Here is a 26,099-nt window from a genome sequence, read left to right on the forward strand (position 1 = left end):
GTACCGCTATCCCCCCTGGTGGTATGGCTATCCCCCCGGCCTGATGCGTCCGCGCCAGGCTCCGGACTCGCCACCGCGCTGCTCGATGTACTGCTTGAAGCGCTTCATGTCCCCCTTGACGCGCCGGTCGAGTGTGCCGGCCATGTCCGCGGCCTTCTCGACGGTCCCGCTGGGTTCCACCTCCATGACGAGTTCCACCCGCGTGTGCGTGTTGTCCACCCGCTGGAAGCGGACCGAGCCCTTCTGGGCCGTGTCCCCGCTGGTGGTGCGCCACGTGATGCGCTCGTCGGGAAGCTGGTCGATGATCTCCGTGTCGAACTCCCGCTGGACACCACCGATCTTGGTGGTCCAGTGGTTGTGGCGATCGTCCAGTTGCCTGACCTCTTCGACTCCTTCCATGAAGTCGGGAAACGTCTCGAACTGCGTCCACTGGTTGTAGGCGGTGTGGACCGGCACGTCGACTTCCACCGTTTCCTTGATGGTGCTCATCAGGGTGCCTCCATAGCGTTGGTGTACTGCTGGGGCCGAGTACCCGGGAGCTCCTGGCCGGCACCACCGATCTTGCGCCCGAGATACGTCGGTCCCTGCCGGGCCCGGCAGGCACTCTGGGAGGATCTCCTGGTGACCAGCCCCGATGCCGCCGCCCGCCGAAAGCTCGTCCGCCGTGGCTTCGCACTGGAGTACGCCACTCTCGGCTGGAATGTGGTCGGCATCGTGGTCCTCGCGGTCGCCGCGATCTCGGCGAGGTCCGTGGCGCTGGCCGGGTTCGGCCTGGACTCCGTGATCGAGATCGGAGCCTCCACCGTGGTGATCTGGGAGCTGTCCGGTACCGGCGAGGACCGCCGGCGCCGCGCACTGGAGCTCATCGGTGCCGGCTTCGGGCTGCTGGCGGTGTATCTGCTGGTCCAGTCCACGTGGGTGCTGGCCGTCGGCTTCCGGCCCCGCCACTCACCGTTGGGCGTCGGCTGGACCGCGGTCACGGCCGCCGTGATGTTCGCGCTCGCTGCCGGCAAGGCCCGCACCGGCACCGCGCTGGACAACCCGGTGCTGAAGACCGAGGGCCGGGTCACCCTGATCGACGGCCTGCTGGCCACGGCCGTACTGCTCGGCCTCCTGCTGAATTCGCTGGCCGGCCTGTGGTGGGCGGACCCCGCCGCCGGGTACGTGCTGGTCTTCTACGCACTGCGCGAGACCAAGGAGATCTTCCTGCAGGTGCTGGCCCCTGTTCCTTGATGATCCGCGGCGTGTCCAGGCGCGGTCCCTGACCAGGGCGGTGGCATGAGGTGCCGCTTTGCCGGCAGTGGCTGGACGACGATCCGCGCGCGTCGGCGCTGCCGGATCACGCCTTCCAGCACGTGTCCACCATGGCGCGCCTGTACGCGGCCGATCGCTACGATCGCCAGGCGGATGGCATGGAACAGATCGGGGCGGCCCGCCGCGGGCGCGGCCGATCGCATCCGTGAGAATCCGGAGCCGGTCACTCCCCGAAGCCGCTCGCCGCCTGGCGACCGGTACCGATCGGCCCGCTGCTCAGGTGCCGGGTGTCAGTCCGGCCAGGAACCGGTGGAAGCTGTCCAGGCCGGCTCCGGTGAGCGGGGTGCCATGGGCGAAGCCGATGGTGCGCATGTTGTCGGGGAGCCGGGTGAGGCTCTCGGTGCGCAGGTCGGGGTCGGCAACGAGCTGCTGGGCCCAAGGCGAGGCCGCCTCGGTGGAAGACGGCGTCGCCCATCAGGGCCGTGCGGGCCGAGGCGATCCTCGGCGAGCACGACGCCATCGTGACGGCCTTCGAGAACGGCGAGACGCCACGCGCGCTGGCACTGCTGGCCGCGCACCGGACCGAGGGCCGCTCCGACTTCCACCGCCTGCTGGTCCCCGCCCGGACCGGTGCGTGAGCGGCGGTCCCCTGCGCCGTCGAGGCGTCCGAGGGTCCCGGGCGGGGGCGTGTGGCGTTGGTCCTCGGGCCAAGGACGGCGAGACGCCAGACTCGTCGCGGTGATCACCACCGTGCAGAAGCGACACGGCGGCGCAGATCCGCCAGCACCCTCCGGCGTCCTGGAGGTGCGATACCGGCAGCCTGCACAACGGCAGGACGCAGCCAGGCGCAGGTGGCTCCCAACCGGGGAAGCGGCATGCAGTACGCGCCCCGCGCGTGCCGGCGCCTTCAACGCGCCCGGCAGCCCACCGCGGTCAGCCCGTGGGCGCCGAGTCCACTGCAGCGTGCCCGGGTTCAGAAAGCCGGGCTCAGCCGTGCCCCGGTCACAGACCTCCTCGCCTGACCGGCCCATCGGCACGCGTCGACACCGTCGGGGCCGGCCTGAACCCGCCGTGCAGTTCGAGCGTGGTCGAAGGCCCATAGGGTGGCGGCATGGACCTCGACACCGTCCGGACGTTCGTCGCCGTCGCCGACGCGGGGCAGTTCCAGGAAGCCGCCGCCGAGCTGGCCATCACCCAGCAGGCCGTCTCGAAGCGCATCGCCGCGCTGGAGCGCAACCTCGGCGTGCGGCTGTTCACCCGTACCGCACGCGGCGCCGAGCTCACCATCGACGGGCAGGCGTTCCTGCCCCACGCACGCGAACTGCTGCGCGTCGCCGAACGCGCGGCAGCGTCCGTGCGTACCGGCCGGCGTCCACTGCGCGTCGACGTGATCGCCTCGCGCGTCGCGCCGTCGGGCCTGATGCGCGGCTTCCACCGCGCGCACCCCGAGATCGACCTCGACGTGGTGATGCTGTTCGACGTCGAGACGGCCGTCGCCGCCATCCGGTCCGGTGCGATCGACGCGTCCTTCCGCGCCGTCGCCGCGCCCGGCCGGCCCCTCCCCGAGGACATCGAATCGGTCCGGGTGCTCGACGAGCCGCTCCAGCTCCTCACCGGCCCCGCCCATGCGCTGGCGGGCGCCCGGTCGGTGACCGTCACGCAGCTCGCCGGGCACCGCATCTGGATGCCCGGCATCGTGCCCGGTACCGAGTGGGCCGCCTACTACGACGACCTCGTCGCGGAGTTCGGCCTCACCATCGAGGCGACCGGCCCGAACTTCGGTTCCGACGCGCTCCTCGACACCGTCGCCGACACCCCGGCCCTGGCCACCTTCATGGGCGAGCAGACCCGCCTCGTCTGGCCCGCCGGCCACGGTCTGCGCCGCATCCCGGTGACCGACCCGACGCCCGTCTACCCGCACTCCCTCCTCTGGCACCGCGACAACCCCCACCCGGCGCTGGCCACCCTGCGCGCCCACCTCGCCGCCACGGCGGCCGGCCACGACGCCGCCGGGACCTGGACGCCGGGCTGGGTCATTCCGCGCTGAACGCCGCCAGTGATCTTCGAGCACCGTGATCGGATCGACGGATGATCGCCAGAACGGTGCACGCAGGCTCACACCAGTTCGCCGCCGGAGCGGTCTGCGCGGAGCATGGAATAGATCACCTGATCGTGCCACTGGCCGCCGCGCCACTGGGCCGAGCGCAGCACCCCCTCCCTGAGGAACCCCGCCTTCTCCAGCGCACGCTGCTCGGCGACGTTGGCGCAGTCCGTCCAGGCCTGGAGCCGTTCGGCCCTGGTGTGCTCGAAGAGGTACTCGGCCAGCAGTCGCTGGGCCTGGGTGCCTATGCCACGGCCGTGCGCGGACGGCACCAGGCCGATCGCCAGGGTCCAGCAGGTGGAGGTGGAGGGCCGCCCCCAGGCGCTGGCGAACCACTCGACCCGGCCCACGGTCCGGCCCGCCTCCGCGACGGCGAGCACGCCGCCGTCGGGGCTGAGCAGGCCGGTCTCCGCGAACTCCCGGCGCAGCCCGGCCGGCGAACCGAAGCCGAACCACTGGTACTGGCCGGTCCCCTCCGGTCCGCTGAACTCGCGCTCGAACAGGTCGAGATCGTCGGCGGTCACCGGGCGCAGTGTGATCTCATCGGACATGGAACGACTCCTGATCCTCTCGACCACACGGTTCGACCTCGTATGGCCGGTGGGCAACGGCGCCTGACTCTTCCACACGGACATCAGCCTGTCCGATGCCGGGCTGGTTCAGGTGCGCCACATCGAGGTGAGCACCAGCCAGCGGCGGCCGTCGATGAGTTCGCGGGCCGCGTCGAGGTGGCCGGCGTGGCATGCGGTCTCCGTGATGACGTGCAGCAGGACGTCGCGCAGGGTGTGCAGGTGCGGCTCGCCGAACAGACCGTGGGGCCACCAGGCCAGGGCGGCGTCGGCAGGAGTGCTGGTGATGACGGCGTCGGCGAGCTCTGTTTCCTGGCGGTATCGGTTGAGCACGTCGATGGCGGGCACTTCCGGTGCCACCTGCCAGGCTTCGTCGCCGTTCGTCAGGCCTTCGACGACCTCCTCGTCCCCGGCGACGACCGCGCGGAACCAGAACCGCTCCACATCCAGAGCGAGGTGCTGGACCAGACCGAGGCAGTGCCATCCGGATGGCAGCACGGGCCTACGTAGAGCCTCCGCGTCGAGCCCGTCCAGGATGCCGAGGACGTGGCGCCGCTGGCCGTCCAAGGCCCTGAGAAGCGCCCTGACCTCATTGTCCGCAGTGGTGTCGCTGATGTTTTCGGTCATGGCCACCCATGATCCCCGAATCCCCGGTCACGCAGAGGTGGAACGTCGCCCCCGACTATGACATCTCACAGTGAAAGTTGATCAACTGTTGTGGTCACCCGCCTCCTTGGAGATTTCTCCATGCCTCAGACCAGGGGTGGCTGCGCAGGGGGGAAGGAAGAGAACCGATGAAGACGACCAGTACCCGACGACGTCTTGCCGGCACCGTGGTCGCTGCCCTGATGGCCGGTGCGGGAGTCCTCGCGGCCGCTCCCTTGGCCGAGGCGAAGGCCAATGTGCTGAGCATCGACGGGGTCTCGTTCCACAAGCCGGACGTACAGGTGAAGGTCACCTACTCCTGCGACCCTGGCCTGGACCACGAGCTCGTGGCCAACGCCAGGACGCTGGACACGGGCAGCCATCGCGAGGGCAACGCCGCCGGCACCATCAAGAGGGACAAGCTCATCTGCGACGCCGACAGTCACACGACCCAGGTGAACATGCGCCCCGCGACGGGGACGTACTTCGTCAAGGGGGACAAGATCAAGGTCACCGTCTTCTACTTCGACAGCGACGGGTTCAGCTACGCCCGTGAGGCGACCGTCGCCGTTCTGTGAGCGGGCCTGCGCCCGGAGGGCGCGGCGACTGAGTACGCCTACCGGGAGCGGGCGGTGGCGCAGTTCACCGCAGCACCGTCCGGGACTGTCAGCACGCCTGCCGGGGCCCGCGAAAGCGGCCCCGGCAGGCGAACCGGTTCGCCGTGCGAGCGGTCGCTCCCTTGGTGAGATACCGGTTACCGCGGCCCGGTCTGTTCTCACCCGTGACGTCGCCACGCCCTGACCGCGCTGCTCAAGCGCGGAGCGTCCGCCGAGGCGGTGCCGCCCGCTCGCCGAGCCGGCGATCCGCACGTTCCGGAGCCGGGCGCCTCGGCCCCGGAACGTCACTTGGCGCCCGGCTCAGACCGTGGTGCGGGTCACCGGGATCCACAACTGCGCGTCAGACTGTGTCGCGTCGGCCTCCGACGGGCGGGTGCACAGGATCTCGGGCCCGGGACGGTACTCGTACGGGTTGGACGGGATCCACTGGGCGGCCACGTCACCCCACATCTGCTGAAGCGCCTGCGGGAACGGCCCGGTGTTCTCGAACACGGCCCAGGTGCCCGCCGGGCAGTCCAGCACATCGAGGTCCTCGGGCAGTTCGACGGCAGTGGTCACCACGGCGTGGTAATAGTCGAGTTCGCTGCCCTCGTCGAAGTCGTCCGACAGGCGCACGGTCGCCGACACCACGCCTTCCGGGTCCTGGTCCGAGAGGCCGACGATCCGCAGCATCGTCTCCGGCGAGATGCTCCGGACGTGCTCGGCGATGTGCGGGTTGACGCCCTGGTGGATCAGCGGGACGCGGGCCTTCTTGCCGACGACCCGGAATGCTTCCCTCTCCACGATGCGGTATCTCATGGTGCTGTTCCCTTCGACGGTGAGGCGGAAGGACAGCCGAGGCTGTGAGTTCAGAGCCGCGCCGGTACGCCTGGCCTCACCGGGGCCGACGCCGTGCATGGCACGGAACGCCCGGGCGAACGCTTCCCCGGAGCTGTAGCCGTAGCGGACCGCGATGTCGAGTAGGGCCGGCTCCCCGGCCAGCACGGCGGACCCCGCGACGGTGAGCCGCCGGCGTCGGATGTACTCCGACAGCGGCATCCCCGCCAGCGAGGATAACAGCCGCCGGAAGTGGTACTCCGACGTGACTGTGATCCGCGCCAGCGCGGACACCTCGATGTGCTGGTCGAGGTGTCCCTCGATGTGCTCCATGGCCTGGTTCAGCCGATCCAGCAACCCCGGCCTCCTTCCCTTTTCGATCACCCACGGTAGGAAGGACCAAGCCTGCCGCACCCGACATCCTGTGCCCGCTCAGGTCGGGTCCGGCAGGGTCACCGGGCCCGGGGCCGAGGGCCGGGCCGGGGAGCGAGGTGATGGGGTGTCGTGGTCCTCCGCCCCTGCGTCGGCAGAGCAGCATGCCGTCTGCGCAGCGGGAGCAGGGTGTCGTAAGGGGGGTGCTTCGGCCACGACTACGGCGTTGCCGTGGTTCTTCGGGCGTCAGAGCATGAGCAGCAGCCGTGTGTTGGGGACCAGCTTGCGGTTGACGCTCGTGCTCTGCACGAAGATCGTGAAGTCGTCGTTGTGGTCGGGCTTGATGCGGACCTCCACGTCCGGCAGGCCGAGGAGGGCCCGGGCCTCGGGTCCCGAGTACACCCGGTCCGTCTTCTTCTCCAGCACCGCGATCTGCTTCTGCGCCTGGATCTTCTCCGACTTGCTCAGCTGGTAGAACGCACCGCCGGTACGGTAGGTGTGCCCGCATTCGACGACCCAGTCCCGGATCGCCGCGTCACGGGCCACCGGAATCAGCTCGTACTGCGACGGATTCACCGGCGTGAGGCCGGCCGCCTTGATGGTGTCCTTGTTGACCGCCTCAGCACCCGTGGAGAACACCGCCCGTGATCCCCGGATGCCTTTGGAGCGCCCCACCATGAACTTCTCGGTGGCCTGCCGGATCACCTGCCCGGCCTCCTCCAGCCCCTGTGTGCTCGTGGCGTCCCATATGGCGATGTTGTCCTTGGGGAAACCGCAGCTCATGGCCTCGCGCTTGCCCATCTGGTCCGGCACGAGTACGGCCAGCGTCCAGTTGTCCTCCTGAGTCCCGATCAACTCGGCCACCGCCTGGGACAGTTCACGCGGATCGTCGGCAGGTGCGCCCGGGCAGCGGTGGCTCGCGTTCTCCTGCCCGTCGGTGAGGACGAACGTCAGGAAGCTGTGGTCGCCGTAGAGTTGAGCCGTCTGCGCCAGTTCCCGCTGTGACTTCAGCGTGGCCGCCAGCAGCGCCGTCATTCCACCGACACGGTACAGGTGCTTCAGTGACGGCATCCGCAGCACGTCCTTGTCGTAAATGACGCACTCCACCTTGTCCGCGAAGACGTACACCGTGACGCGGGTTTCCTGCTCCAGTTCCTGCGACCGGCGGGCGAGATAGGCAATCTGCTGGTCGGCCACGTCGACCACCTTGCGGCTCAGATGCGACATGGACGAACTGGCATCCAGCACGAGAGCGACGTGATTGATGTAGTTCTGGTTTCCGGACATGGAAGCTCCCCCTCGTTCCGACTCGATGCTCCTACCGTCTCACGCACCACTGACAATCGATCTTGACTGCCGGCCTGGATGGGGAGCCCACGGCCGACCGTGGGGGCGCGTGCGCTCCCTGATCCGGAGCCCTGTGCGGCGGCAGCGGCGAACGGTCCGAGTGTTGAGGTGCCGTCAGTGGGGGTGCCGGTTCAGGGCGCGGTGAACAGGGTGGGGAAACGAGGGGCGAGCCACGGCCTGGGGCCCCACGCGAGGATCTGCCCCTGGGCCATGGCACGCCAGGGATTGAGCCGGCCCAGTGCGATGAGGAGGAAGGTGACGGGATCGAGCATGATGGTGCAGTCCGCGCGCTGGGGTGGTTCACCCGGTGTCACCTGTACGACGCCGTCGGCGAGAGACACGCTGAACGTCTCGCCCCCGCGCAGCCTGATCCGGTAACGGGCCGTGAGGCCGGCCGTGGCTGCGGGATTCGCGACTCGCGGCATGACCGAGCGCATGAACGGCATGCACAAGCCCACCCGCGCCCGATCGACCATGTGCGGCCGCTTCAGGGCGCGAGCCAGGTCATATCCATGGCCGAGCATGTGCGTGAGCAGGTACGACGCGAGAACGGACCGGTTCATCAGCCCCAAGGGTGTGGCCGGTGCCGGACCGTCGGCCGCGGGGAGCGAGAGGGCGTGCAGGAACGTCTCGGCCTGCTTGATGATCATCGTCGCGAGAGGTTCCGCCCGGCGCTCCGCGAAGACGGCGAGGGACTTGGCGTTGGCCCCGGCCAGGCTCTGCGGCGTTCCGTCGCCGTAGGGGCGCTCGCGTCCGGCGGCCAGGTCGGCCATCAGCTCGTTGGCCAGAGCCAGGTGGGCGGCGGCCTCACCGACGGTCCACTCCGATCCCGGCACGGCGAGCGCCGTGTCGCTCGCGCTCCGCACCAGCGTGGCGATCTCCTCGGCGGTGCCCCGGATCGCCTGTTCCAGCCCGTCGGGCAAGGGCCACGCGCCTTCCTGCCCTGCCGTCGTGTGCACGTTGCCCGCTCCAGTCCCTACGCGCCAGACACGCCCGACGTGCCTGCGGCGCTCGTACCCAACCAGACTCGGGGGCGCGCGACAAGTCCCTGCGCGCCCCCGAGGTTGTTCGACACGTGGGCCTCTGTGGCCGCTGCGCGCCACCCCCTCGCCCACGGCTGCGAGACCCATACCCTTGCTTCATCTATCGAAAGTCGATAGATTCTCATCGTTACTCGATGGAAGGACGGGCGATGGGAAAGCTGGCAGTGAGTGCGCTGCGCGCCGTGCTCGTGGTGGTGCTCGCCGGCACCGTGTTCGTACAGGCAGGAATGGTGTGGGCGTTGGCCACCGGCAACGACCCGGAGGACGGGTCGCTCCCGCTGACCCCGCTGCGCGTGGTCACGATCCTGGGGATGCTGTCGGCCCAGATCGCCCTGGTCTGCGTATGGCGGCTGGTGACGATGGTGCGACGCGGCACCGTGTTCTCCCACGCCGCCTTCCGGTACGTGGACGGCGTGATCGGCGCGATCGTGGCGGCTGCCCTCATGTGGTTCGCGGTCACGGTCCTCAATGCGCCGGGCCAGCGGGACGACCCGGGCGTCACCCTCATCATGGGCGGGATCGGCGTGGCCATCCTGGGCGTCGCGCTCATCGTGCTCGTGCTGCGGATGCTGCTCGCCCAGGCCGTCGCGCGCGACGTCGAAGCGGCGCAGATGCAGGCCGAGTTGGACGAGGTGATCTGATGCCGATCGCCGTCGACATCGACGTGATGCTGGCCAGGCGGAAGATGTCCGTGGGCGAGCTCGCGGACCGCGTAGGCATCACGCCCGCCAACCTGGCGGTGCTCAAGAACGGCCGCGCCAAGGCGGTGCGCTTCGCGACGCTCGCCGCGCTCTGCGAGGTGCTCGAGTGCCAGCCGGGCGACCTGCTGCGCTGGGAGGCCGAGGTCACCGCGGGCGAATGAACCGTGCCCGCCGACGCGTCATCCCCGACCCCGCTTGCCTTTGACCAACTCCGCGAGCGTCGCGGGGCCGTGCTTCAGGAGATCCCGGGACTGCCGGCGCGTCCGGCCGAGGCCCCCGGCCCTCGCGGGCCGCGCGGCGTACGGCACGCTCCGGTCGGCGTGCGTGCTCCGGCCCCGTGCGCGGTGCCGGCCGGAGCGACCTTGCTGCCGGCGGTGGGGGAGTGGATCATCGGCGCCCCGCCGCCCGGCAACGGATCAGATCGTACGCAGAGGCGCTCCGGGACTGCCGGTGCGGCGGCTGCCGGGTCGCAACGACGGCGACGCGTTGGGCCGGGCGGTGGGGCGCCGGCCGACCAGCGCGCGGGGGCGACGGTCAGCTGCACGCCGTGGCGGTCGGCGGTGCGACCTGCGCGGAGCTGCCAGGGCCTGGCGCCTCGTGGGCCAGCATCCCATCAGCGTCCCCGCGGAGAGCGTGATGTTCCACCTGGTCCCCGCCGGCTGACCCGCGGTCGCCCCGGTGCCTCGGCGGGCGCACCGGGGCGTAAGCGTTACGGCCGGATCCGGGTCAGCTGCGCGGCGGTGTGCTCCAGCAGCATCTCCAAAGCGGCGGGATAGGCGCTGTGCGGCATCCGCCGGGCGAGCAGCTGCGCGGTGGCGGCGATGTTGGGATGCGACTGGGCGGGCAGCTGGGCATAGGTGGTGCACCACCGCTCCTCGTCTCCCGCGCGGGCGTCGTCCGCCAGTGCGAGGGCCCCGGCGTCGAGTGCGGCGAAGGCGAGGCTCTGGTCGATGAACGTGTGGTAGATGCGGACCGCCACCGGGTCGGGCAGTCCGGTGTCGCGCAGGATGCCGAGGATGGCCTCGTCCACCGCGATCTCGCGGGGCCTGCCGGTGACCCGGCTGGCGGTGAGGACGGCGGCCTGCGGGTGGGCGAGGTAGGAGGCGTAGATGGCCTGCCCCAGGGCGCGCAGGTCCGTACGCCAGTCGCCGGTGGCCGCCCAGCCGTCGAGAGCCCGCCCCATCAGCTCGTCCCCGATGGCCCGGGCCAGTTCGTCCATCCCGGCGAAGTAGCGGTACAAGGTGCTCGGATCGGCGCCCAGCGCCATGCCGAGACGCCGCGCCGTCAGGCCGGTGCTGCCGTGCTCGCGAAGGACGCGCAGCGCGGTCTGCACGATGATCTCCTCGGACAGCACGGTGCCGCCTCGCGTGGGCCGCCGTCGCCGACGTGCCGCCTCGGGCACCACTTGCTTCGCCATGCCGTTCGCCTCCTCCGTCGATGGCCGCCAGTCGTTGTCGCGCCCCACCTTATGCCAACGGGATTGACCTTAGCCGTCGCGGTCCCGTTGCATCGAGCCTGCCCCGAGGCGCCGGCCTCAGGGCGGAACGGAGTGTGTCATGCGTGTACTTCTGGTGGGCGCGGGCGGCGTCGGGACGGCCGTGACCCGGATCGCGGCCCGTCGCGAGTTCCTCACCCACATGGTCGTCGCCGACTACGACCTCGCTCGTGCCGAAGCCGCGGTCGCGGCGCTCGGGGAGCAGGGCGCCCGGTTCAGCGCCCACAGGCTGGACGCCGCGGACCAGGAGGCGGTCCGCCAAAAGCTCGTCGACGAGCGATGCGACGTACTGCTGAACGCCACCGACCCCAGGTTCGTGATGCCACTCTTCCGTGCGGCGCTGGAGGCCGGTGCCCAGTACCTGGACATGGCGATGTCGCTGTCCGCGCCGCACGGCTCGCGCCCGTACGAGGAGTGCGGTGTGAAGCTCGGGGACGAACAGTTCGCACTGGCCCGGCGCTGGGAGGAGGCCGGCCGGCTGGCGCTGGTCGGCATGGGCGTCGAGCCGGGTCTGTCCGACGTCTTCGCCCGGTACGCGGCCGACGAACTCTTCGACGACATCGAGGAGATCGGCGTGAGGGACGGCGCCAACCTGACGGTCGAGGGCTACGACTTCGCACCGTCCTTCAGTATCTGGACCACCATCGAGGAGTGTCTCAACCCACCGGTCGTCTATGAGAAGGGCCGCGGCTGGTTCACCACCGCCCCGTTCAGCGAGCCCGAGATCTTCGACTTTCCCGAGGGCATCGGCCGGGTGGAGTGCGTCAATGTCGAACACGAAGAGGTGCTGCTGATTCCCCGCTGGGTGGATGCGCGCCGCGTCACGTTCAAGTACGGACTGGGCGACGACTTCATCGGCAAACTGAAGACCCTCCACGCACTGGGGCTGGACTCGACCACCAGGGTCACCGTGCCGGGGCAGGACGGACCGGCCCGGGTGGCCCCGCGGGACGTCGTCGCCGCCTGCCTGCCCGACCCGGCCGGCCTGGGGGAGCGGATGACGGGCAAGACCTGCGCCGGCACGTGGGTCAAGGGCACCAAGGACGGGGTGCCGCGCGAGGTGTACCTGTACCACGTGGTCGACAACCAGTGGTCGATGCGTGAGTACGGCTCGCAGGCCGTTGTCTGGCAGACGGCACTCAACCCGGTCGTCGCTCTGGAACTGCTGGCCACCGGCGCCTGGTCCGGCAAGGGCGTCCTCGGCCCCGAAGCGCTGCCCCCGCGCCCCTTCCTCGACCTGCTCACCGAGTACGGCGCACCGTGGGGCCTGCGCGACCAGAGCTGAATACCGAGCTGGTTTGATCCGGGATGTCGGATTTGCTCAGGTAAATCACAAACACGCCATGCGCAGTCATTTAAAACATTCTGGCGTTTCGGTTGAGACAGGTGACTTAATTCACTTACGATGCACCTTAGTGCTTTAAATCGCCCCTGCCTCCCCAATTTCCCTTACTCCGCGACGCCAGAAGTCGATCAGGCAACGAAGGTGGTTAGTAATAGGGGGAATTGTCGATTTATTCCCGGCGGCCTAAGAATGAGCGCGCCGCAGCGCACCGCTCAAAGAAATGTGGTGCAGCTTGCCGAGGGAACCGGCAACTGCGGGTCATGCAAATTCTGGAAGAGGACCGCTCCATGCCCCTTCACGCCCGCAAGCGCCCCTCCCGGGCACGCCGACTCATCGCCGCCGGTGCCGTCACCGTCGGCGCCACCCTGGTCTCCACCGCCGCGCTGGGCACGGCCCAGGCCGCCACCGCCGCGAACACCTACACCGTCCAGCGCGGCGACCACCTGGCGTCCATCGCCCGCGCCCAGCACGTGCCCGGCGGCTGGCCCGCCATCGCGGCCGTCAACCACCTGACCAGCCCCTACTCCCTCCAGCCAGGACAGGTCCTGACCCTGCCCAAGGGATCGACCGCCGCCGCGAAGAAGAAGGCAACCGCCCCGAAGGCCGCGTCCACCGCGACCACCTCCGGCAGCCAGGCCTACACCAACGACCTGGACGGCTGGATCAAGCACTCCCTGGCGATCATGGCCAAGAACGGCATCCCCGGTAGCTACGACGGGATTCACCGCAATGTGATGCGGGAATCCTCCGGCAACCCCAAGGCCATCAACCTCTGGGACTCCAACGCCGCCGCCGGACACCCCTCCATCGGCCTGCTCCAGGTGATCCAGCCCACCTTCACCGCGTATCACGTGCCGGGCACCTCGTCCGACATCTACGACCCCGTCGCCAACATCACCGCCGCCTGCAACTACGCCTACCACCGCTACGGGTCCATCGACAACGTGAACGGCCCTTACTGACAGGGAATTACCGCTCCGGGGTTTCCGCGACGCGCGGTGGCGACGGCACTTGACCGCCGCCACCGCGCGTTGTCGTGCGTGACGCACTCACGCTCACGCACCCACCGCCACCGGAGGGCGATCAGGTCGCAGTCGCCCGCTGTGGACGACGAGGCGGAGATGGACTCCGAGGCCGTCTACGCCATGGCCCCCGACGCCGACCAGCTGATGGTGATCGGAAGAGGTTGCGACGAGGATCAGGCGCTGCTCGACGCGGCACTGGCCGTGCTGACGGGCGACGGCCACCACCCCGGCGCCTCCCTCGAATCCAACTCCGGATACATCGCGTCGACGAGTCACGGCAGACCGGGGCCGTACCGGACCATGGTGAACGCCGGCACCAGCCTGGCGTGTCCGCTGATCGTCGGCCTGGTCGCCGACGCGCAACAGGGTCGGAAGTCGGCCTTCGGCTTCATCAACCCACTCATCTACCGGCTGGCCGGTACCCGGGCGTTCCACGATGTCCTGCCGGTCGGCTCATCGATGCCTCAGCAGGACCGGGCCGCCCATCTCCCAGCCGGCGGTGCTCAGGACGGAACCGGTATCGACGTCTTCGACTCCCAGGAGCACGCCCAGACCCAGCAGGTCACCGCCAAGGGCCACGACACCATGACGGGCGTCGGCTCACCGAACGGCGCTGCCTTCGTCACCGGCCTGCGCCACGCGGCGCGCTGACCGAGCGTTGCCGGTGATCCCGGCGTTGGTGACGAGCACGTCGAGGGCCCGGCGCATCCTCGATCAGCCCGGCAGGACCAGGACCATCCACGCTCACGTGATCGGTCACGTCGGTACGGCGAACGTACCGACGCGGGCCGCAGGCACCTCCACCACGCCTGCCCCGCGCCACCCCTCGCTCCGGGTGAGGGGCCGCGCGGCCACCGGTGCGTCCGGCACGGCGCCTCAGTACTTCTTGGCGCCGGCCACGATCGCCTCCCGGATGCGGTGGTACGTGCCGCACCGGCACACGTTGCGGATCTCGTCGAGGTCGGCCTCGGTGATCTCCCGGCCCTCCTCGCGGGCCTGGCGGACCTTGGCCACGGCGGTCATGATCTGGCCGGGCTGGCAGTAACCGCACTGCGCCACGTCGTGCTCCAGCCAGGCCTCCTGCATGGGGTGCAGATCCTTGCCGACGGTGGCGGGCAGGCCCTCGATGGTGGTGACCTCGTCGTCCGGCCCGACCGCGCCGACCGGCACCGAACAGGGATTGAACGCCTTGCCGTTGATGTGGCTGGTGCAGGCCTGGCAGACGCCCAGGCCGCAGCCGTACTTCGGCCCGGTGACCCCGAGGACGTCTCTGAGCACCCACAGCAGCCGGACGTCGTCCTCGATGTCGACGGTCACCCGCTTGCCGTTGAGGACGAAGGTGTGTTCGGGCACGGCAACTCCTAGAAGGCGCGGTTGAGTCCGTCGGTCGGGGACGCGGGGACGGGCGGGGTGGTGGGCAGCGGCTCGAAGCCGAGCGGTCCGTCGTGGTTGACCGGGAAGCTCGTCGGCATGGTGCCGGTGGCGCGGCCGTAGGCGCAGGCCACGGCGGCCGCCGCAGCCGCCACGGCCAGTTCCCCGGCCCCGCCGGGCCGCCCGGTGGTCGGCGGCATGACGACGATCTCCAGCTCGGGCGGGGCGTTCCATTGCCGGGTGTAGAAGTAGTTGTCCCAACTGCCTTCCAGGAAGTGCCCGTCGTCGAGATGGAGGCCGGAGCTGAGGATGATCGCGATGCCGTCCATGATGCCGCCCATCATCTGTGCCTGGAGCCCCTGCGGGTTGACCGCCAGGCCCACGTCGACGGCGCACACGACCTTCGTGACACGGGGACCGGTGTAGGCGTCACGGACCTTGCGGCCGGTGGTCTGCGGACGGCAGTCGATCTCGGCGAGGACGGCGACACAGGCGTGGTACTCGGGATGCAGCGCGATGCCCTGCGCCGTGCCGGCGGGCATGCTCCGGCCCCACTGCCCGACGTCGGCCACCTTGTCGAGGACGGCCCGCATGCGCTCGTCCTTCACGAACTCGCGCCGGAACCGATAGGGGTCCTTGCCCATCCGCCCGGCCAGCTCGTCCACGACCAGCTCCTGCGCACAGCGCACGTTGGGCGAGTAGATGTTGCGCATGGAGCCGGTGTTGAAGCCCTGGGCGGTCTCGCTGAGCAACTGGGTGACGACGCCGAAGTCGTACGGCGTCTGCTGGCTGAGGGCGAAGATCGTCTCGGAGAAGGTCAGGTCGCCGACCGGCAGCCGTGCGGCCTCGGAGGTGATGATCTCGCCGACGCCGTGGCCGAAGTCGGTGGCGACGGAGGTGTGCCGCTGGTCGTAGGTGAGCACCTGTCCGAGGGCGTAGGTGGCGCGCACCCGCGAGGTGGCCATCGGGTGGGTACGGCCCTGTCGGAAGTCGTCGGTGCGGTGCCACATCAGCTTGACCGGCTTGCCCATGGCCTTCGAGACCTCGGCGGCCTCGGCGGCGGCGTCGTGGAAGAGCTTCCGTCCGAAGGAGCCGCCGCCCTCGGTGACATGGACCGTCACCGCCGCGACGGGCAGCCCCAGCTTCAGCGCGATCTGCTCCTGGGCGGTGATCGGGGACTTCATGCTTCCCCAGATCTCGGCCGAGTCCTGCCGCACGTCGGCGATGGCGCAGTTGGTCTCCAGCGCGCTGTTGCTCGCGAAGTGGAAGGTGAACCGGGCGTCGACCGACTTGGTGAGCAAGTCCAGTGCGGGGAGCGGCGGTTCGGCCTTCCTCAGCTCGTCGCGGATCGTGCTGTCGGAGGAGCCCTCGGCACTTCCCGGCCCCCAGGAGACCTTCAGCGCGCGCACGGCGTCGATGCACTGGCCGAAGGTACGGCCGCGCACGGCGACCCCGGTGGAGACGGTCACGACGTCGGTGATGCCCGGCATGGCCCGCACCTCGGCGAGGTTGTCCACCGAGCGCACGGTGCCGTTGATGGTGGGCGGCCGGCACACCATCGTCGGCAGGGCGTCGGGGACGTGCAGGTCCATGGCGAACTTCTTGCGTCCGGTCACCGCTTCGATCGCGTCGACACGTCCCTGAGCGGTGCCGATGACCTTGAACTCCGCCGCCTCCTTGAGCTCCACCGAGACCTGGCCGGTCGTCACCGCGGCTGCCTTCTCCGCCAGTTCACCGTAGGAGAGACTGCGGCCGGTGGCGGAGGAGGTGATGACACCGGCCTTCGCCGACAGGGTGTCCAGGGCCTCGCCGAGTTCCAGGGAGGCGGCCTTCAGCAGCCGGCCGCGGGCCACGGCGGCGGCGACACGGATCGGTGTGAAGGTCGATATCGTGGTGTTGGAGCCGCCGGTGAGCTGGTTGAACAGCAGCTCCGGCCGCGCGTCCGCCAGCGTGACCCGGATCCGCTCCAGCGGCAGGTCGAGTTCCTCGGCGATCAGCATGGCGCTGGACGTCGTGATGCCCTGCCCCACCTCTGCCCGGGGCAGCGCGAAGGAGGCGGTACCGTCGGCGTCGATCCGGATCGTGATCAGGTTGGCCGTCGGCAGCGTCGCATGGGTGAGCATGTCGTTGAGGTCGTAGATCTCCGCCGGCCCCGGCACGGACGGGACGACGGCCGCAGCCTCGTCCGGCGCCAGCACCGCCTCACCGAGTTCGGCGGCCACGGTCAGCATCGAGGCGGCCAGCACATAGCCGAGGAACCTCCGCCGCCCCAGCCCGGCCGCCGCGGGTAGTTGCTCCCGTCGCGCAGAGGGGGTCTCCATGTCCGTCAACTGTCCTCCCGGCGACGCGCCCTGACCGCTTTCACCACGGCTCCTTGTGATGCTTCCGGCCCCCGTACCCGCTTGAGGATCTCCCTCGTCGCGATCACCGGCAAGACCTGTGCGGCACCGCACCCGCCCCCAACGGCAACCTGGCCGAAGGTCTCACGCGCCGTCCATCGAACCGCCATGTCTCGTGCACAGGCGACCCCCACCTTTCACGGGGCGTTCGTGTCGGGGACCGAGTTCAGACGCCCGCGCCGGGGTCGCTATCAGCGCTCGCGGCATCACGCACGTAACGACACGCTGGCGACGGGGGTGAGGGTCCGTCAGCAGATCATCCAAAAAGACTAATGGGACGTCAATCTGCCTTTCGCGATGGTTGGTTGACGGCGGCGCGGAGTGACGGCCGGGGACGAGTATGCCCCGATTGGCGTCCACTGCGAATATGACGATATGACCGATTTGATGACTGACGATACGTTTGATCAGGAGTCGGCTGACGGGCCGACACCTCTTGAGACAGAGCAGGAGAAGCGACATGAAGCTTGCTCGCTCCACCATGGTCACCGCCGGCGTGTCGGCCGTTGCCGCACTCGCCGCGAGCGGCCTCACCTACGCCATGGCCGCCCCCGCATCCGAGGCGGCGCCGGCCGCTGCCGCGCCCATCGGTGGCGGAACGGGTACCGACAACAACGCCAACAACAACTCGAACAACAACGGCAAGGGCCACGAGGGTGACGGCGATTTCGGCTGGTCCGATGGTTACAACGGCCGGATCCAGGTCAACGAGCGGTCGTACTCCAGCGACCCGGGCGACTGCATCACCGTGATCAGTGGGTTCGGGGCCCGGAGCCTGAACGTCCGCAACGACAGCGACAAGACCGTCGAGGTCTTCCGGGGGGTGGTGTGCGACAACGGTGCTCCCCTCGCCACCGTCGGACCGCACAGCTCCAGCTACGGCCTGGACGGTCGCAGCCACGACGGCGACGTCAAGGTCAAGAACGGCGTGGTCGGCAGTTTCCGCGTCGTCGGCCACGGCCATGACTGGGGTGGCTGGGAGTAGCCCGGAAGGCGCCGCACGACATGGAGCCCCGGCCCGCCGGAATCGGGCCGGGGACTCCAGCCGCGGCCATTGTCCCCCATCCTGTGTGCCTGAGTACGGCCCTCCCTGGCGGAGGTGCTGTGGTGCGGAGGCCGATGCCGCAGGAAGCGCTGATGCCCTCGCCGCCGTGAGCGGCGGGGATCAGCCGGGCTTTGGCGTGCCGGCCGGACCCGCGAGACCTTCGGCGGAAGTCAGCTGAGAGTGAGGGCGGTGTCGTCGACGACGAACGAGGTCTGAAGGGAGCGGTCCTCGACGCCGGTGAAGGTGATGGTGACGGACTGTCCGGCGAGGGCGGAGACGTCGAGCGTCTTCTGGCTGTAGCCGGTGGCCGCGTCGAGATTGGAGTACGTCGCCAGGCTGCTGCCGCCGGCCTTGACGGTGAGCGTGTCGTACGCGGTGGAACTCGTCGTCTCTCCGGTGTCGATGTGCAGGTAGAAGCTCAGAGTGGCCTTGCAGCCGGTTGGGATCGCCACGGACTGCGAGAGCGTGTCGGTGTGGGTGGTTCCGTAGCCGTCCAGCCACGCGTTCCACGTACCGCTGTGCGGGGGCTCGCCCTGGGAGTTGTACTGCCCGATGATGCCCGAGCCGGCGGACCACACGGTGTTGCCGGACTCGAAGCCAGGGTTGCCGAGCTTCTGGCCGGTGCTGGTGCAGGTCCCGCCGCCCGCCGGGCCGACCGTCCAGGTGAACGTGGTGGAGCCGGTGGCGCTCGTGTCGTCGGTGGCGGTGGCGGTCACGTGGTACGCGCCGGCGGTGCTGGGCGTTCCGGAGATCAGGCCGGTGCCGGCGGCGATGGACAGGCCGGGCGGCAGTCCGGTCGCGCTGTAGGTGATTTTGGCGGCCGAGGAGGAGTCGGTCGCCTTGATCTGCAGGCTTGCCGGGGTGCCGACGGTGCCGGTCTGGTCGCCGGGGCTGCTCACGGTGACGGTGTTGCCGCCGGGCTGGCCGCCGCCGATCGGCAGGCCACCGGTCGGCGCGTACATGGCCACGTCGAACGTGCTGCCGCCGGGTGCGTGGGCGACCGGGATGACGGCGACGGCGTTGCCGCCGGACAACACGGACGTGGATATGTAGTCGCCGAACATGCGGCCCTGTGTGGTGTTCGGCAGCCAGGACAGGGTCATGGGCCCGGCGAGCTGGGCCGGGGTCGTCCACGTGGCGCCGCCGTCGGCGGAGGAGACGTAGCCCGCGTCGAGCTGACAGGTGGCGTCCGTGCAGGAGGCGTTCGGATAGTAGTAGTACGTCAGCCCCACGCGGGCGGTGCTACCGGAACTGCTGGGGTCCACGCCGATGCCGGGCACGAAATGGTCGGCGGAGCTGTTGGCCGCGTCGATGGGCACGCGGGCCGGTGAACTCCACGAGGTGCCGTTCGTGGAGGTCGACATGATGATGTCGTTGCTGGTGCAGTTGGTGCGGAAGCGGCAGTCGGACCACACCACGTAGACACGCCCGGCGGCATCGATCTCCGCGGACGGGAGAGGCCCTTCCCGCAGGGTGTCCAGCCGCGACATGTCGGCGGCGTCGTCCTCCAGACCGGCGACCGGGTGGTGCGAGACCGTGGCAATCTGGACGCTGGAGCCCCAACTGGTGCCGCCGTTGGTGGAGACGAATGCCCGTTCGCTGTCCTCACTGGCGGAAGAGAACGGTACGACGACGGTGCCGTTGGGCTGCACGACGGGCTGCCCGCCGAGCCCGCTGGGGCGGTCGGCGGGACTCTGCTGGGTGCCCCAGGTCGCACCACCGTCGGTCGAGGTCTTCATGTGTTCGGCGTCGCCGGCGTTGGCGTCGTCGTATTCGGTGTAGCAGCGGCCGTAATACGGACTGGAGGGGTGGTTGTCGCAGGCCGTCCAGTTCTTGTCGTCGAAGGTGCCGGTGGAGAGAGTGGTCGGGGCGCTCCAGGTGTGGCCGCCGTCTATGGAGCGACTGACGTCGACGTCGACGCTGTTTCCGGAACGGATGCCCAGCCAGGACACCATCCAGACGCCGTCCTTGGCGTCGTAGGCCACGGACGCGTCGCTGGCGGCGGAGTACGGGCCGCCGGTGTTCGCGGTGGAGTCGGGCAGGAAGCCGTGGGTCCAGCTCTGCCCCTTGTCTGTGGAGGTGGCCCACCCGATGTTGGAGGCACCGCCGCCGGAGACCCGGCCGACCTGGAAGGCGGCGACGACGGTGCCGCCGAAGCTGTAGGTGTCCGGCTCGACCTCGGTGGCGTGCTGGGCCTGCGAGTCGGAGTACGGGTCGCTGCTGACCTCGGAGAGGGTCGGTGCGGTGGCGTGGGAGGCCGTCAAGGCACTGGTGGGAAGCGATGGGGTCGCGAAGGCTGGGGCAGCGAACGCCATCGCCGCGGCCAGGGTGCCCATGAGGAGCGTCGTTCTTCCTCGTCGACGACTGGTTGCACTGGTTGAGGCGGCAGGGCGACTTGGGCCCGGTGTGGAGCGTGACACTGAACATCCCTTCAGTCGGCCGGGGGTCGCCCGGCGGTGGGGGTGAAGGACGTTCGCGCAAGGTGCACGCGTGTTCGCAAGCCGGAGTGTGGACCTGTACATGACACTCGGCAAGAGGCAGTGCCGAGGTTGACGACACCCTCGTCCCCACCGGTAGGGACGACCGGCAGAAAGACGCCCCCCGATTCCTCGCCGCCTCGAGGTCAACCGAGCCCAAAGGTGTGGCCTTGGTCGCTTGTCGCTCGTTACGGTCGCGGCGGCCATGGCGATGGTGGGGGCTCCGGAACGGATGGTTCGACGGGCGGGCGTGGACGAGCCCGGACCCTGTTGCTCGTCGCGCCGCCGATCTGCTGGAGAGGCGGCGGATGTTCCTGACCTGGCTGGGCGTCTTCCTCGTGTTCTCCACGCTGGGCGGTTTCGCGGTCGACGGCTGGATGCTGGTCGTGGCCCGGTTCGTCGCCGGCGCGGCGTTCGCCCTCCCCTACGGCCCGCTCGCCATCGCGGCGACCGACAGCGTGGCCAAGGAGGAGCAGGGCTTGGCCGGCGGGCTGCTGTACACGTTCACTCAGTTCGGCTCGGCGGTCGGGATCTCCGCGGTGACCGCGGTGTAGGGGATCGTCGCGGTCGGCGCCGATGGCTCACCGGGCGCGGTGTTGGACTCGTACCGCACCGCGCTCGTCGTCCCGGTGGTCATGGTGCTGCTGGGCGGGGCGGTCTCCGCCTTCGGCCTGCGCGGCGCCGGGCCGGCCGATCATCGGAGTGAACTGTCCAGCCGGCCCCTCAGGCGCGCTGTTCGTGGCCGGTCGGCACGATCGGAGTGGGATCGGTGAGGTTCTCGGGCGCGGTCGTCCATTCGATGCCGCCTCGCCGCGGGGCCAGCCAGGCGACCGGTGCCGGCCCCGTGTCCTCCGGGGCGATGGCGCGGAGGATGCCTCGGCGTCCGGTCGCGGAGTCCGTCACCAGGTGGCCGAGCCACGGATGGGAGCGGTGCATCAAGCCCGTCGAGGTCACGACTGCTCCGCGCGAGGAGCCGGTGCCTGTGCCTGTGCCCGTCGACGAGGAGGTCAGGAGCGAGCTGTGGGGGGACATGGTGGTTGCCTTCCATCCGAGGGTGGGGCCGCGAGGATGTGGAGGATCGGCGGCAATGCCTTCCCGACAGGTGTGTTCGATTGTGACGTGTTTCTTCGATCACGCGATGACGTCAAGTCCGTTGGCACAACCGGTCGTTGCCGTCGGAGCAGTGAGTGTTCGGCCGGACCGCCCATGGATGTAACTATGCTCGCAGTCGACTTCACGCTGCAACTGCTTCCCTGATAATTTCACCCGGGCGGTATCAAACTGGCGTCATCACCAAGTCGCCATGGGGCATGATGTGGTGACTGATCGTCAGAGAGCGGGGTTGTGTGATGGAGGGTCGTTCGGGGGCGGGGAACAGCGCGCCGACAGTTCTTCGGATGATCCTGGGCCGGCGGTTGCAGGAGAGGCGGCACAGCGCCGACGCGTCGCTGGAGGACGCTGCCAGGACCCTGCGGGTGAAGCCGCTGACCATCCGCCGTCTGGAGAAGGCGGAGGTCGCTCTCAAGCCCCTGTACGTGGAGAGGCTGCTGGAGGCCTACGGCGCCGATCGGCAGGAGATCGACGAGTTCGTCGCCCTTGCCGAGCGGGCCAACGAGCCCGGCTGGTGGCACGACTACCGCGATGTGGTGCCCAGTTGGTTCTCCGCCTACGTCAGCCTGGAGACCGGCGCGAAGACCCTGCGTACCTACGAGCCCCATTACGTCACGGGGTTGCTCCAGACGTACGGTTACGCGCGCGCCGTCCTGCGCGGTGGCTTCCCGAACGACAGCGACGAAGATCTCGAGCGGCGCGTAGAACTGCGGCTGCACCGCCAAGGCCTGCTGGAGGGGCCGGACGCTCCCACCCTGTGGGTGGTGATGGAGGAAGCCGTCCTGCATCGCATGGTCGGCGGCGCGGAGGTGATGCGGGAGCAGATCGACCGACTCCTCGAAGCCTCGGAACTGGACCATGTCAGCATCGACATCGTCCCCTTCTCCGCAGGCGCCCACGTCGGCGCGTGTGCCCCCTTCACCTATTTCCGGTTCGAGGAGCCGGAGCTGCCCGACGTCGTCTACAGCGAGGTCCTGACGGCCTCCATGTACCTGGACCAGCGCTCGGATGTCGCCGCCCACCTGGAGGCGCACAACCGGATGTCGCTGCTGACCTCGTCCGCGGACAGCAGGGCGCTGTTGCAACACATGCGCAAGGAGTACTCATGACCACAAGCCATGGCAGTGTCTACAACGGGATGCCGGCTTCCGACCTTGGTGAGCACGGTTGGGAATGCCCGTGGAGCGGGCCCAACGGGGGGCAGTGCGTGGAGACGAAGCAACTCGCCGACGGCCGTGTCGCGCTGCGCCAGTCGACCGACCCCGCGGGGCCCGCGCTGATCTACACCAGCGAGGAGATCAGCGCATTCCTCGAGGGAGTCAAAAGGGGCCTCGCCGATCATCTGACGGCCCGCTGAACCTCGGCGCGATCGGGAAAGGCGCCACCACGAGGTCGCCCCCCGGCCCTGCACACCACGCACCTACGGAAGGGAACAGCATGAGCAGCACGCCGGCCTCGCGGGACATCGACACCAGCAGGCCACACTCCGCGCGCATGTACGACTACTACCTTGGCGGCAAAGACCACTTCGAGGTGGACAAGCAGGCAGCCGAGACCGTCGCCGGCGTCTACCCCGGTATCTTCGTCTGTGCTCGTGAGAACCGGTCTTTCATGCACCGGGCGACGCGAGTTCTCGCGCGGGAGCACGGCATCCGCCAGTGGCTGGACATCGGCACCGGCATTCCCACCGAGCCGAACCTGCACCAGGTGGCCCAGTCCGTCGTCCCCGACGCCCGCGTTGTCTACGCCGACAACGACCCCCTCGTGCTGAAGTACGCCGAGCGCCTGATGCGCAGCACGTCCCAGGGCCGCACCGCATACATCCAAGCCGACGTCAATGACCCTGCGGCTCTGCTGAACGCCCCCGTCTTCGCAGAAGTGTTGAACTTGAACGAGCCGGTGGCGCTGTCCCTCAACGCCCTGATGCACTTCATCACCGATCAGCAGGACCCGTACGGGATTGTCAACCGTCTGCTCGACGCCCTGCCTTCCGGCAGCGCCCTGGCACTGAGTCACTGCACGCCCGACTTCGATCCGCCCACCTGGCAGAAGGTCACCGACGTCTACGTGAACGCGGGAACGCCCGTGCAGTTCCGCTCCCGTGCCGCCGTAGCCCGCTTCTTCGACGGTCTGGACCTGCTCGACCCCGGCATCACATTGGGTCACCGCTGGCGTCCCGACTCTCCGAGCGAGGACGCCACCATGGTTGACGCGCCGACGGATGCCCAAGTCAGCCTCTGGACGGGGGTAGGCATCAAGCCCTAGCACTGGATCGGCGTCTCTTCTGCCGGGCATGTCCTAGCCGTCGCCCTCCAAGGCGGAGGCCCGTTCCGCGCGGCGGAAGGCGGCCCGGTAGGTGCTCGGGAGGTGGCCGGTGTGGCGGGTGAAGAGGGCGGCGAAGGAGCCGGGGTCCTGGTAGCCGACGGCCGCGGCGACGGCGGCGACGGTGCGGTCGGTGGTCTCCAGAAGATGGCGGGCGCGGCGGACCCGCGAGGCCTGCAGATGGGCCAGCGGGCTGCGTCCGGTCTCTTCGGCGAAGCGGCGCAGCAGCGTGCGGGTGCTGACCTGGAAGGTGTCTGCGAGTGCGGCGAGGTCATACCGCTCGGCGAGGTTCTGGTCGAGCCGGCGCATGACCCGCTGGGAGAACTCCCGGCCGGGTTGCGGGAGGAGTCGCGGGTCGACGTAAGGGGTCTGGGAGGTCCGCGCGTCGTCGACGAGTGCCAACCGCGCGGTGGTACGTGCCACCCGGGCGCCGTCGTGCCGGCGGATCAGGTCCAGCGCGAAGTCGTACATGGCGCTGAAGGCGGCTGTGGTCGTCACCCCTGTGTCGGTGACGACCAGGTGCTCGGGCCGCACGTCGGCCTCCGGGCAGCGCCTTGCCAGTGCGTCGGCGTGCAGCCAGGAGGTGGTGGCCCGGCGCCGGTCGAGGAGCCCCGCCTCGGCGAGCAGGAACGCGCCGACGCAAAGCGAGACGACGGCGGTGCCGGCGGCGGCCTGCGCGCGAATCGCCGCGATCTCGGGGGCGAGGCGGGCGAGCCGCGCGTCGAGGTCCGAGTCGGGTCGCAGTTCGCAGCCGGGGACCACGAGGACGTCGACCGCGCGCAGGGGACGCACCTCCAGGCTCACACCGCCCGAGGCGGTGACCCGGCGGCGGGGCGAGACGACCGACACCCGGTAGCCGGCCGCGTCCGGACCGGCGACGTGCCCGGCCATCGTCAACAGATCGGGGACGCCGAACACTTCGGACGCGAAGCAGCCCGGGTACGCCAGAACCCCGACCCGCAGCGCGCCCGGCCCGGCCCCCGGCACAGCACCGTCCTCCGCCTGCCGCGCTGCCTCCGCCATCGCTCCCGTACCCCCTGGTGTCCCTGGCCCGGGTCGCCGGCCGCCCACCCCTCGCCTCGCATGTGCGTGGCGAGATTACCCCTGGCCTTGGCGATCGCGCCCCTCATCCAGCGGCCGGTGCCGACACCAGGCTGGTCCCATGAGCGACGACGATCCGATGACCGATTTCACCCGCCGGAGCGTGGCCGTGGAGGGGGTGGCGAAGACGGTGTACGTGGCCGGGGCCGGGCCCGCGGTCGTGGTGCTGCCCGAGATGCCGGGCATCAGCCCCGACGTCCTGAGGCTCGCGCGATGGGTGCGGGACGCGGGCTTCACCGTCCATGTGCCCTCGTTGTTCGGGACGGACGGCGCCTTCCCCACGGTGGAGGGCGGCCGGGAGGTCGTGCGCCGCGCCTGTGTCAGCGCGGAGTTCCGGGCCTTCGCCGGGGGCGGCACCAGCCCGGTGACGCTCTGGCTGCGCGGCCTGGCGCGCCAGGCCCACACCGCGTGCGGGGGGGGGCCGGGGGTGGGTGCGATCGGCTTGTGCTTCACCGGCAACTTCGCGCTCACCATGGCCCTGGAGCCGGTGGTGATCGCCCCGGTGGTCAACCATCCGTCGCTGCCGCTCGACGACCCCGGCGGACTCGAACTCGACGCGGCGGACGCGCGCGCGGTCCGCGACCGGCTCGACCGCGACGGACTGACCGTCCTCGCCTACCGCTTCGAGGGCGACCGCTGGTGCACGGGGCGGCGCTTCGCCGCCTACCGCGCACTGCTCGGCGACGCCTTCGACGGGCGCGTCCTCCCGGACACCGCCGCCAATCCGGCCCCACCGCCCTTCTTCGCCGACCTGGTCGGCACCCCGCACAGCGTCGTCACCGCCCATCTCGTCGACGACGCGGGCCACCCCACGGTCCGGGCCCGCGACGAGATCCTCGCCTTCCTCACCGACCGCCTGCACCCGCGGGGGAACGGACCGCTGCCCACCACCGGACCGGGCTCTGGTCCGCCAGACACCACCGGTTAGTCCCGGCTGCACGCGC

Annotated in this window: 27 protein-coding genes and 1 pseudogene; 16 read left to right on the forward strand and 12 right to left on the reverse strand. The window is 69.8% G+C overall.

Features of this window, described 5'->3' with window-relative positions; translation table 11 throughout:
• Positions 1-27: 27 nt before the first annotated feature.
• Positions 28-489, reverse strand: coding sequence for an SRPBCC family protein (locus AB0D93_RS10340; RefSeq protein WP_362116120.1), 462 nt, complete (start codon positions 487-489; stop codon positions 28-30).
• A 132-nt stretch (positions 490-621) separates the two neighbouring features.
• Between AB0D93_RS10340 and AB0D93_RS10345 the strand changes: the two genes are divergently transcribed.
• The 4 genes from AB0D93_RS10345 to AB0D93_RS10360 all read left to right on the forward strand — a co-directional run bounded on the left by AB0D93_RS10345 (position 622) and on the right by AB0D93_RS10360 (position 3,301).
• Positions 622-1,233 (forward strand): cation transporter, encoded by a 612-nt coding sequence (locus AB0D93_RS10345; RefSeq protein ID WP_362116123.1) that lies wholly within the window; start codon positions 622-624, stop codon positions 1,231-1,233.
• Positions 1,234-1,283: 50 nt separating this feature from the next.
• A complete protein-coding gene (locus AB0D93_RS10350) occupies positions 1,284-1,463 on the forward strand; it encodes a hypothetical protein (protein ID WP_362116126.1) in 180 nt (59 codons plus the stop codon).
• Positions 1,464-1,736: 273 nt separating this feature from the next.
• On the forward strand, positions 1,737-1,892 hold the full coding sequence (locus tag AB0D93_RS10355; RefSeq protein ID WP_362116129.1) for a hypothetical protein: 156 nt from the start codon (positions 1,737-1,739) through the stop codon (positions 1,890-1,892).
• A gap of 473 nt (positions 1,893-2,365) precedes the next feature.
• Complete coding sequence (locus tag AB0D93_RS10360; protein ID WP_362116132.1) at positions 2,366-3,301, forward strand: LysR family transcriptional regulator; 936 nt, start codon at positions 2,366-2,368, stop codon at positions 3,299-3,301.
• A 68-nt stretch (positions 3,302-3,369) separates the two neighbouring features.
• Here AB0D93_RS10360 and AB0D93_RS10365 read toward each other — a convergent pair whose 3' ends face one another.
• Together AB0D93_RS10365 and AB0D93_RS10370 are read right to left on the reverse strand one after the other, a co-directional pair.
• Positions 3,370-3,906, reverse strand: coding sequence for a GNAT family protein (locus tag AB0D93_RS10365; RefSeq protein ID WP_362116135.1), 537 nt, complete (start codon positions 3,904-3,906; stop codon positions 3,370-3,372).
• Between the two features lie 108 nt (positions 3,907-4,014).
• Positions 4,015-4,551, reverse strand: a complete 537-nt coding sequence (locus tag AB0D93_RS10370) for a DinB family protein (protein WP_362116138.1) — start codon at positions 4,549-4,551, stop codon at positions 4,015-4,017.
• Positions 4,552-4,718: 167 nt separating this feature from the next.
• Here AB0D93_RS10370 and AB0D93_RS10375 point away from each other — a divergent pair, with 167 nt between their 5' ends.
• Positions 4,719-5,147 carry a hypothetical protein gene (locus AB0D93_RS10375; RefSeq protein ID WP_362116141.1) on the forward strand — a complete coding sequence of 143 codons (429 nt, stop codon included), beginning with the start codon at positions 4,719-4,721 and terminating at the stop codon, positions 5,145-5,147.
• A gap of 339 nt (positions 5,148-5,486) precedes the next feature.
• Here AB0D93_RS10375 and AB0D93_RS10380 read toward each other — a convergent pair whose 3' ends face one another.
• The 3 genes from AB0D93_RS10380 to AB0D93_RS10390 form a co-directional block, all read right to left on the reverse strand.
• Positions 5,487-6,359 carry an AraC family transcriptional regulator gene (locus AB0D93_RS10380; RefSeq protein WP_362116144.1) on the reverse strand — a complete coding sequence of 291 codons (873 nt, stop codon included), beginning with the start codon at positions 6,357-6,359 and terminating at the stop codon, positions 5,487-5,489.
• A gap of 261 nt (positions 6,360-6,620) precedes the next feature.
• Positions 6,621-7,661: a vWA domain-containing protein gene (locus AB0D93_RS10385; RefSeq protein WP_362116147.1), complete on the reverse strand. Its 1,041-nt coding sequence runs from the start codon at positions 7,659-7,661 to the stop codon at positions 6,621-6,623.
• 191 nt (positions 7,662-7,852) lie between these two features.
• The gene (locus AB0D93_RS10390) at positions 7,853-8,644 is read right to left on the reverse strand and encodes a maleylpyruvate isomerase family mycothiol-dependent enzyme (protein WP_362116150.1); all 792 of its coding nucleotides are present in this window, start codon (positions 8,642-8,644) and stop codon (positions 7,853-7,855) included.
• Positions 8,645-8,913: 269 nt separating this feature from the next.
• Here AB0D93_RS10390 and AB0D93_RS10395 point away from each other — a divergent pair, with 269 nt between their 5' ends.
• On the forward strand, positions 8,914-9,405 hold the full coding sequence (locus tag AB0D93_RS10395; RefSeq protein ID WP_362116153.1) for a DUF2975 domain-containing protein: 492 nt from the start codon (positions 8,914-8,916) through the stop codon (positions 9,403-9,405).
• A complete protein-coding gene (locus AB0D93_RS10400) occupies positions 9,405-9,626 on the forward strand; it encodes a helix-turn-helix transcriptional regulator (protein ID WP_362116156.1) in 222 nt (73 codons plus the stop codon). Before AB0D93_RS10395 ends, AB0D93_RS10400 begins: the two co-directional genes overlap by 1 nt.
• Positions 9,627-10,174: 548 nt before the next feature.
• On the opposite strand, the gene AB0D93_RS10405 is transcribed toward AB0D93_RS10400, so the two are convergent.
• Positions 10,175-10,882, reverse strand: a complete 708-nt coding sequence (locus tag AB0D93_RS10405; protein ID WP_362116158.1) for a TetR/AcrR family transcriptional regulator — start codon at positions 10,880-10,882, stop codon at positions 10,175-10,177.
• A 139-nt stretch (positions 10,883-11,021) separates the two neighbouring features.
• Between AB0D93_RS10405 and AB0D93_RS10410 the strand changes: the two genes are divergently transcribed.
• The 3 genes from AB0D93_RS10410 (at position 11,022) to AB0D93_RS10420 (ending at position 13,981) form a co-directional block, all read left to right on the forward strand.
• On the forward strand, positions 11,022-12,245 hold the full coding sequence (locus AB0D93_RS10410; RefSeq protein ID WP_362116161.1) for a saccharopine dehydrogenase C-terminal domain-containing protein: 1,224 nt from the start codon (positions 11,022-11,024) through the stop codon (positions 12,243-12,245).
• A gap of 347 nt (positions 12,246-12,592) precedes the next feature.
• Positions 12,593-13,267, forward strand: coding sequence for a LysM peptidoglycan-binding domain-containing protein (locus tag AB0D93_RS10415; protein ID WP_362116164.1), 675 nt, complete (start codon positions 12,593-12,595; stop codon positions 13,265-13,267).
• A gap of 141 nt (positions 13,268-13,408) precedes the next feature.
• Positions 13,409-13,981, forward strand: a complete 573-nt coding sequence (locus AB0D93_RS10420) for a hypothetical protein (RefSeq protein ID WP_362116167.1) — start codon at positions 13,409-13,411, stop codon at positions 13,979-13,981.
• A 225-nt stretch (positions 13,982-14,206) separates the two neighbouring features.
• Here the strand turns inward: AB0D93_RS10420 and AB0D93_RS10425 are convergent, their stop codons facing one another.
• Positions 14,207-14,683, reverse strand: a complete 477-nt coding sequence (locus tag AB0D93_RS10425; RefSeq protein WP_362116170.1) for a (2Fe-2S)-binding protein — start codon at positions 14,681-14,683, stop codon at positions 14,207-14,209.
• An 8-nt stretch (positions 14,684-14,691) separates the two neighbouring features.
• Entirely contained in the window at positions 14,692-17,022 is a 2,331-nt protein-coding gene (locus tag AB0D93_RS10430) for a molybdopterin cofactor-binding domain-containing protein (RefSeq protein WP_362116173.1), read from the reverse strand.
• Between the two features lie 538 nt (positions 17,023-17,560).
• Here AB0D93_RS10430 and AB0D93_RS10435 point away from each other — a divergent pair.
• Positions 17,561-18,085, forward strand: coding sequence for a hypothetical protein (locus AB0D93_RS10435; RefSeq protein ID WP_362116176.1), 525 nt, complete (start codon positions 17,561-17,563; stop codon positions 18,083-18,085).
• Positions 18,086-18,315: 230 nt separating this feature from the next.
• On the opposite strand, the gene AB0D93_RS10440 is transcribed toward AB0D93_RS10435, so the two are convergent.
• The gene (locus AB0D93_RS10440; protein ID WP_362116179.1) at positions 18,316-20,481 is read right to left on the reverse strand and encodes a putative Ig domain-containing protein; all 2,166 of its coding nucleotides are present in this window, start codon (positions 20,479-20,481) and stop codon (positions 18,316-18,318) included.
• 305 nt (positions 20,482-20,786) lie between these two features.
• Here AB0D93_RS10440 and AB0D93_RS10445 point away from each other — a divergent pair.
• A pseudogene (locus tag AB0D93_RS10445) lies at positions 20,787-21,395 on the forward strand (MFS transporter).
• Here AB0D93_RS10445 and AB0D93_RS10450 read toward each other — a convergent pair.
• A complete protein-coding gene (locus tag AB0D93_RS10450) occupies positions 21,346-21,576 on the reverse strand; it encodes a hypothetical protein (protein ID WP_362116182.1) in 231 nt (76 codons plus the stop codon). The pseudogene AB0D93_RS10445 and the gene AB0D93_RS10450 sit on opposite strands and share 50 nt — an antisense overlap.
• Before the next feature lie 392 nt (positions 21,577-21,968).
• Here AB0D93_RS10450 and AB0D93_RS10455 point away from each other — a divergent pair, with 392 nt between their 5' ends.
• The 3 genes from AB0D93_RS10455 to AB0D93_RS10465 all read left to right on the forward strand — a co-directional run bounded on the left by AB0D93_RS10455 (position 21,969) and on the right by AB0D93_RS10465 (position 23,997).
• The gene (locus AB0D93_RS10455) at positions 21,969-22,841 is read left to right on the forward strand and encodes a helix-turn-helix transcriptional regulator (protein ID WP_362116185.1); all 873 of its coding nucleotides are present in this window, start codon (positions 21,969-21,971) and stop codon (positions 22,839-22,841) included.
• Positions 22,838-23,089, forward strand: a complete 252-nt coding sequence (locus AB0D93_RS10460; protein ID WP_362116188.1) for a DUF397 domain-containing protein — start codon at positions 22,838-22,840, stop codon at positions 23,087-23,089. Before AB0D93_RS10455 ends, AB0D93_RS10460 begins: the two co-directional genes overlap by 4 nt.
• Positions 23,090-23,169: 80 nt before the next feature.
• The gene (locus AB0D93_RS10465) at positions 23,170-23,997 is read left to right on the forward strand and encodes an SAM-dependent methyltransferase (protein WP_362116191.1); all 828 of its coding nucleotides are present in this window, start codon (positions 23,170-23,172) and stop codon (positions 23,995-23,997) included.
• Between the two features lie 33 nt (positions 23,998-24,030).
• On the opposite strand, the gene AB0D93_RS10470 is transcribed toward AB0D93_RS10465, so the two are convergent.
• Complete coding sequence (locus tag AB0D93_RS10470; protein WP_362116194.1) at positions 24,031-25,077, reverse strand: helix-turn-helix domain-containing protein; 1,047 nt, start codon at positions 25,075-25,077, stop codon at positions 24,031-24,033.
• Between the two features lie 139 nt (positions 25,078-25,216).
• Between AB0D93_RS10470 and AB0D93_RS10475 the strand changes: the two genes are divergently transcribed.
• Positions 25,217-26,083 (forward strand): dienelactone hydrolase family protein, encoded by an 867-nt coding sequence (locus AB0D93_RS10475; RefSeq protein ID WP_362116197.1) that lies wholly within the window; start codon positions 25,217-25,219, stop codon positions 26,081-26,083.
• The last annotated feature ends 16 nt before the right edge of the window (positions 26,084-26,099 follow it).

This window comes from Streptomyces sp. NPDC048191, from assembly GCF_040652655.1.
Classification (GTDB): domain Bacteria; phylum Actinomycetota; class Actinomycetes; order Streptomycetales; family Streptomycetaceae; genus Streptomyces.

Bases quoted from the DNA above. Each gene is read 5' to 3' on its own strand.
- AB0D93_RS10470 (WP_362116194.1), bottom strand. From the start codon at position 25,077: ATGGCGGAGGCAGCGCGGCAGGCGGAGGACGGTGCTGTGCCGGGGGCC.
- AB0D93_RS10465 (WP_362116191.1), top strand. From the start codon at position 23,170: ATGAGCAGCACGCCGGCCTCGCGGGACATCGACACCAGCAGGCCACAC.
- AB0D93_RS10460 (WP_362116188.1), top strand. From the start codon at position 22,838: ATGACCACAAGCCATGGCAGTGTCTACAACGGGATGCCGGCTTCCGAC.
- AB0D93_RS10360 (WP_362116132.1), top strand. From the start codon at position 2,366: ATGGACCTCGACACCGTCCGGACGTTCGTCGCCGTCGCCGACGCGGGG.
- AB0D93_RS10370 (WP_362116138.1), bottom strand. From the start codon at position 4,551: ATGACCGAAAACATCAGCGACACCACTGCGGACAATGAGGTCAGGGCG.
- AB0D93_RS10385 (WP_362116147.1), bottom strand. From the start codon at position 7,661: ATGTCCGGAAACCAGAACTACATCAATCACGTCGCTCTCGTGCTGGAT.
- AB0D93_RS10340 (WP_362116120.1), bottom strand. From the start codon at position 489: ATGAGCACCATCAAGGAAACGGTGGAAGTCGACGTGCCGGTCCACACC.
- AB0D93_RS10435 (WP_362116176.1), top strand. From the start codon at position 17,561: ATGAAGCTTGCTCGCTCCACCATGGTCACCGCCGGCGTGTCGGCCGTT.
- AB0D93_RS10375 (WP_362116141.1), top strand. From the start codon at position 4,719: ATGAAGACGACCAGTACCCGACGACGTCTTGCCGGCACCGTGGTCGCT.
- AB0D93_RS10365 (WP_362116135.1), bottom strand. From the start codon at position 3,906: ATGTCCGATGAGATCACACTGCGCCCGGTGACCGCCGACGATCTCGAC.
- AB0D93_RS10475 (WP_362116197.1), top strand. From the start codon at position 25,217: ATGAGCGACGACGATCCGATGACCGATTTCACCCGCCGGAGCGTGGCC.
- AB0D93_RS10395 (WP_362116153.1), top strand. From the start codon at position 8,914: ATGGGAAAGCTGGCAGTGAGTGCGCTGCGCGCCGTGCTCGTGGTGGTG.
- AB0D93_RS10400 (WP_362116156.1), top strand. From the start codon at position 9,405: ATGCCGATCGCCGTCGACATCGACGTGATGCTGGCCAGGCGGAAGATG.
- AB0D93_RS10415 (WP_362116164.1), top strand. From the start codon at position 12,593: ATGCCCCTTCACGCCCGCAAGCGCCCCTCCCGGGCACGCCGACTCATC.
- AB0D93_RS10430 (WP_362116173.1), bottom strand. From the start codon at position 17,022: ATGGAGACCCCCTCTGCGCGACGGGAGCAACTACCCGCGGCGGCCGGG.
- AB0D93_RS10410 (WP_362116161.1), top strand. From the start codon at position 11,022: ATGCGTGTACTTCTGGTGGGCGCGGGCGGCGTCGGGACGGCCGTGACC.
- AB0D93_RS10440 (WP_362116179.1), bottom strand. From the start codon at position 20,481: ATGGGCACCCTGGCCGCGGCGATGGCGTTCGCTGCCCCAGCCTTCGCG.
- AB0D93_RS10405 (WP_362116158.1), bottom strand. From the start codon at position 10,882: ATGGCGAAGCAAGTGGTGCCCGAGGCGGCACGTCGGCGACGGCGGCCC.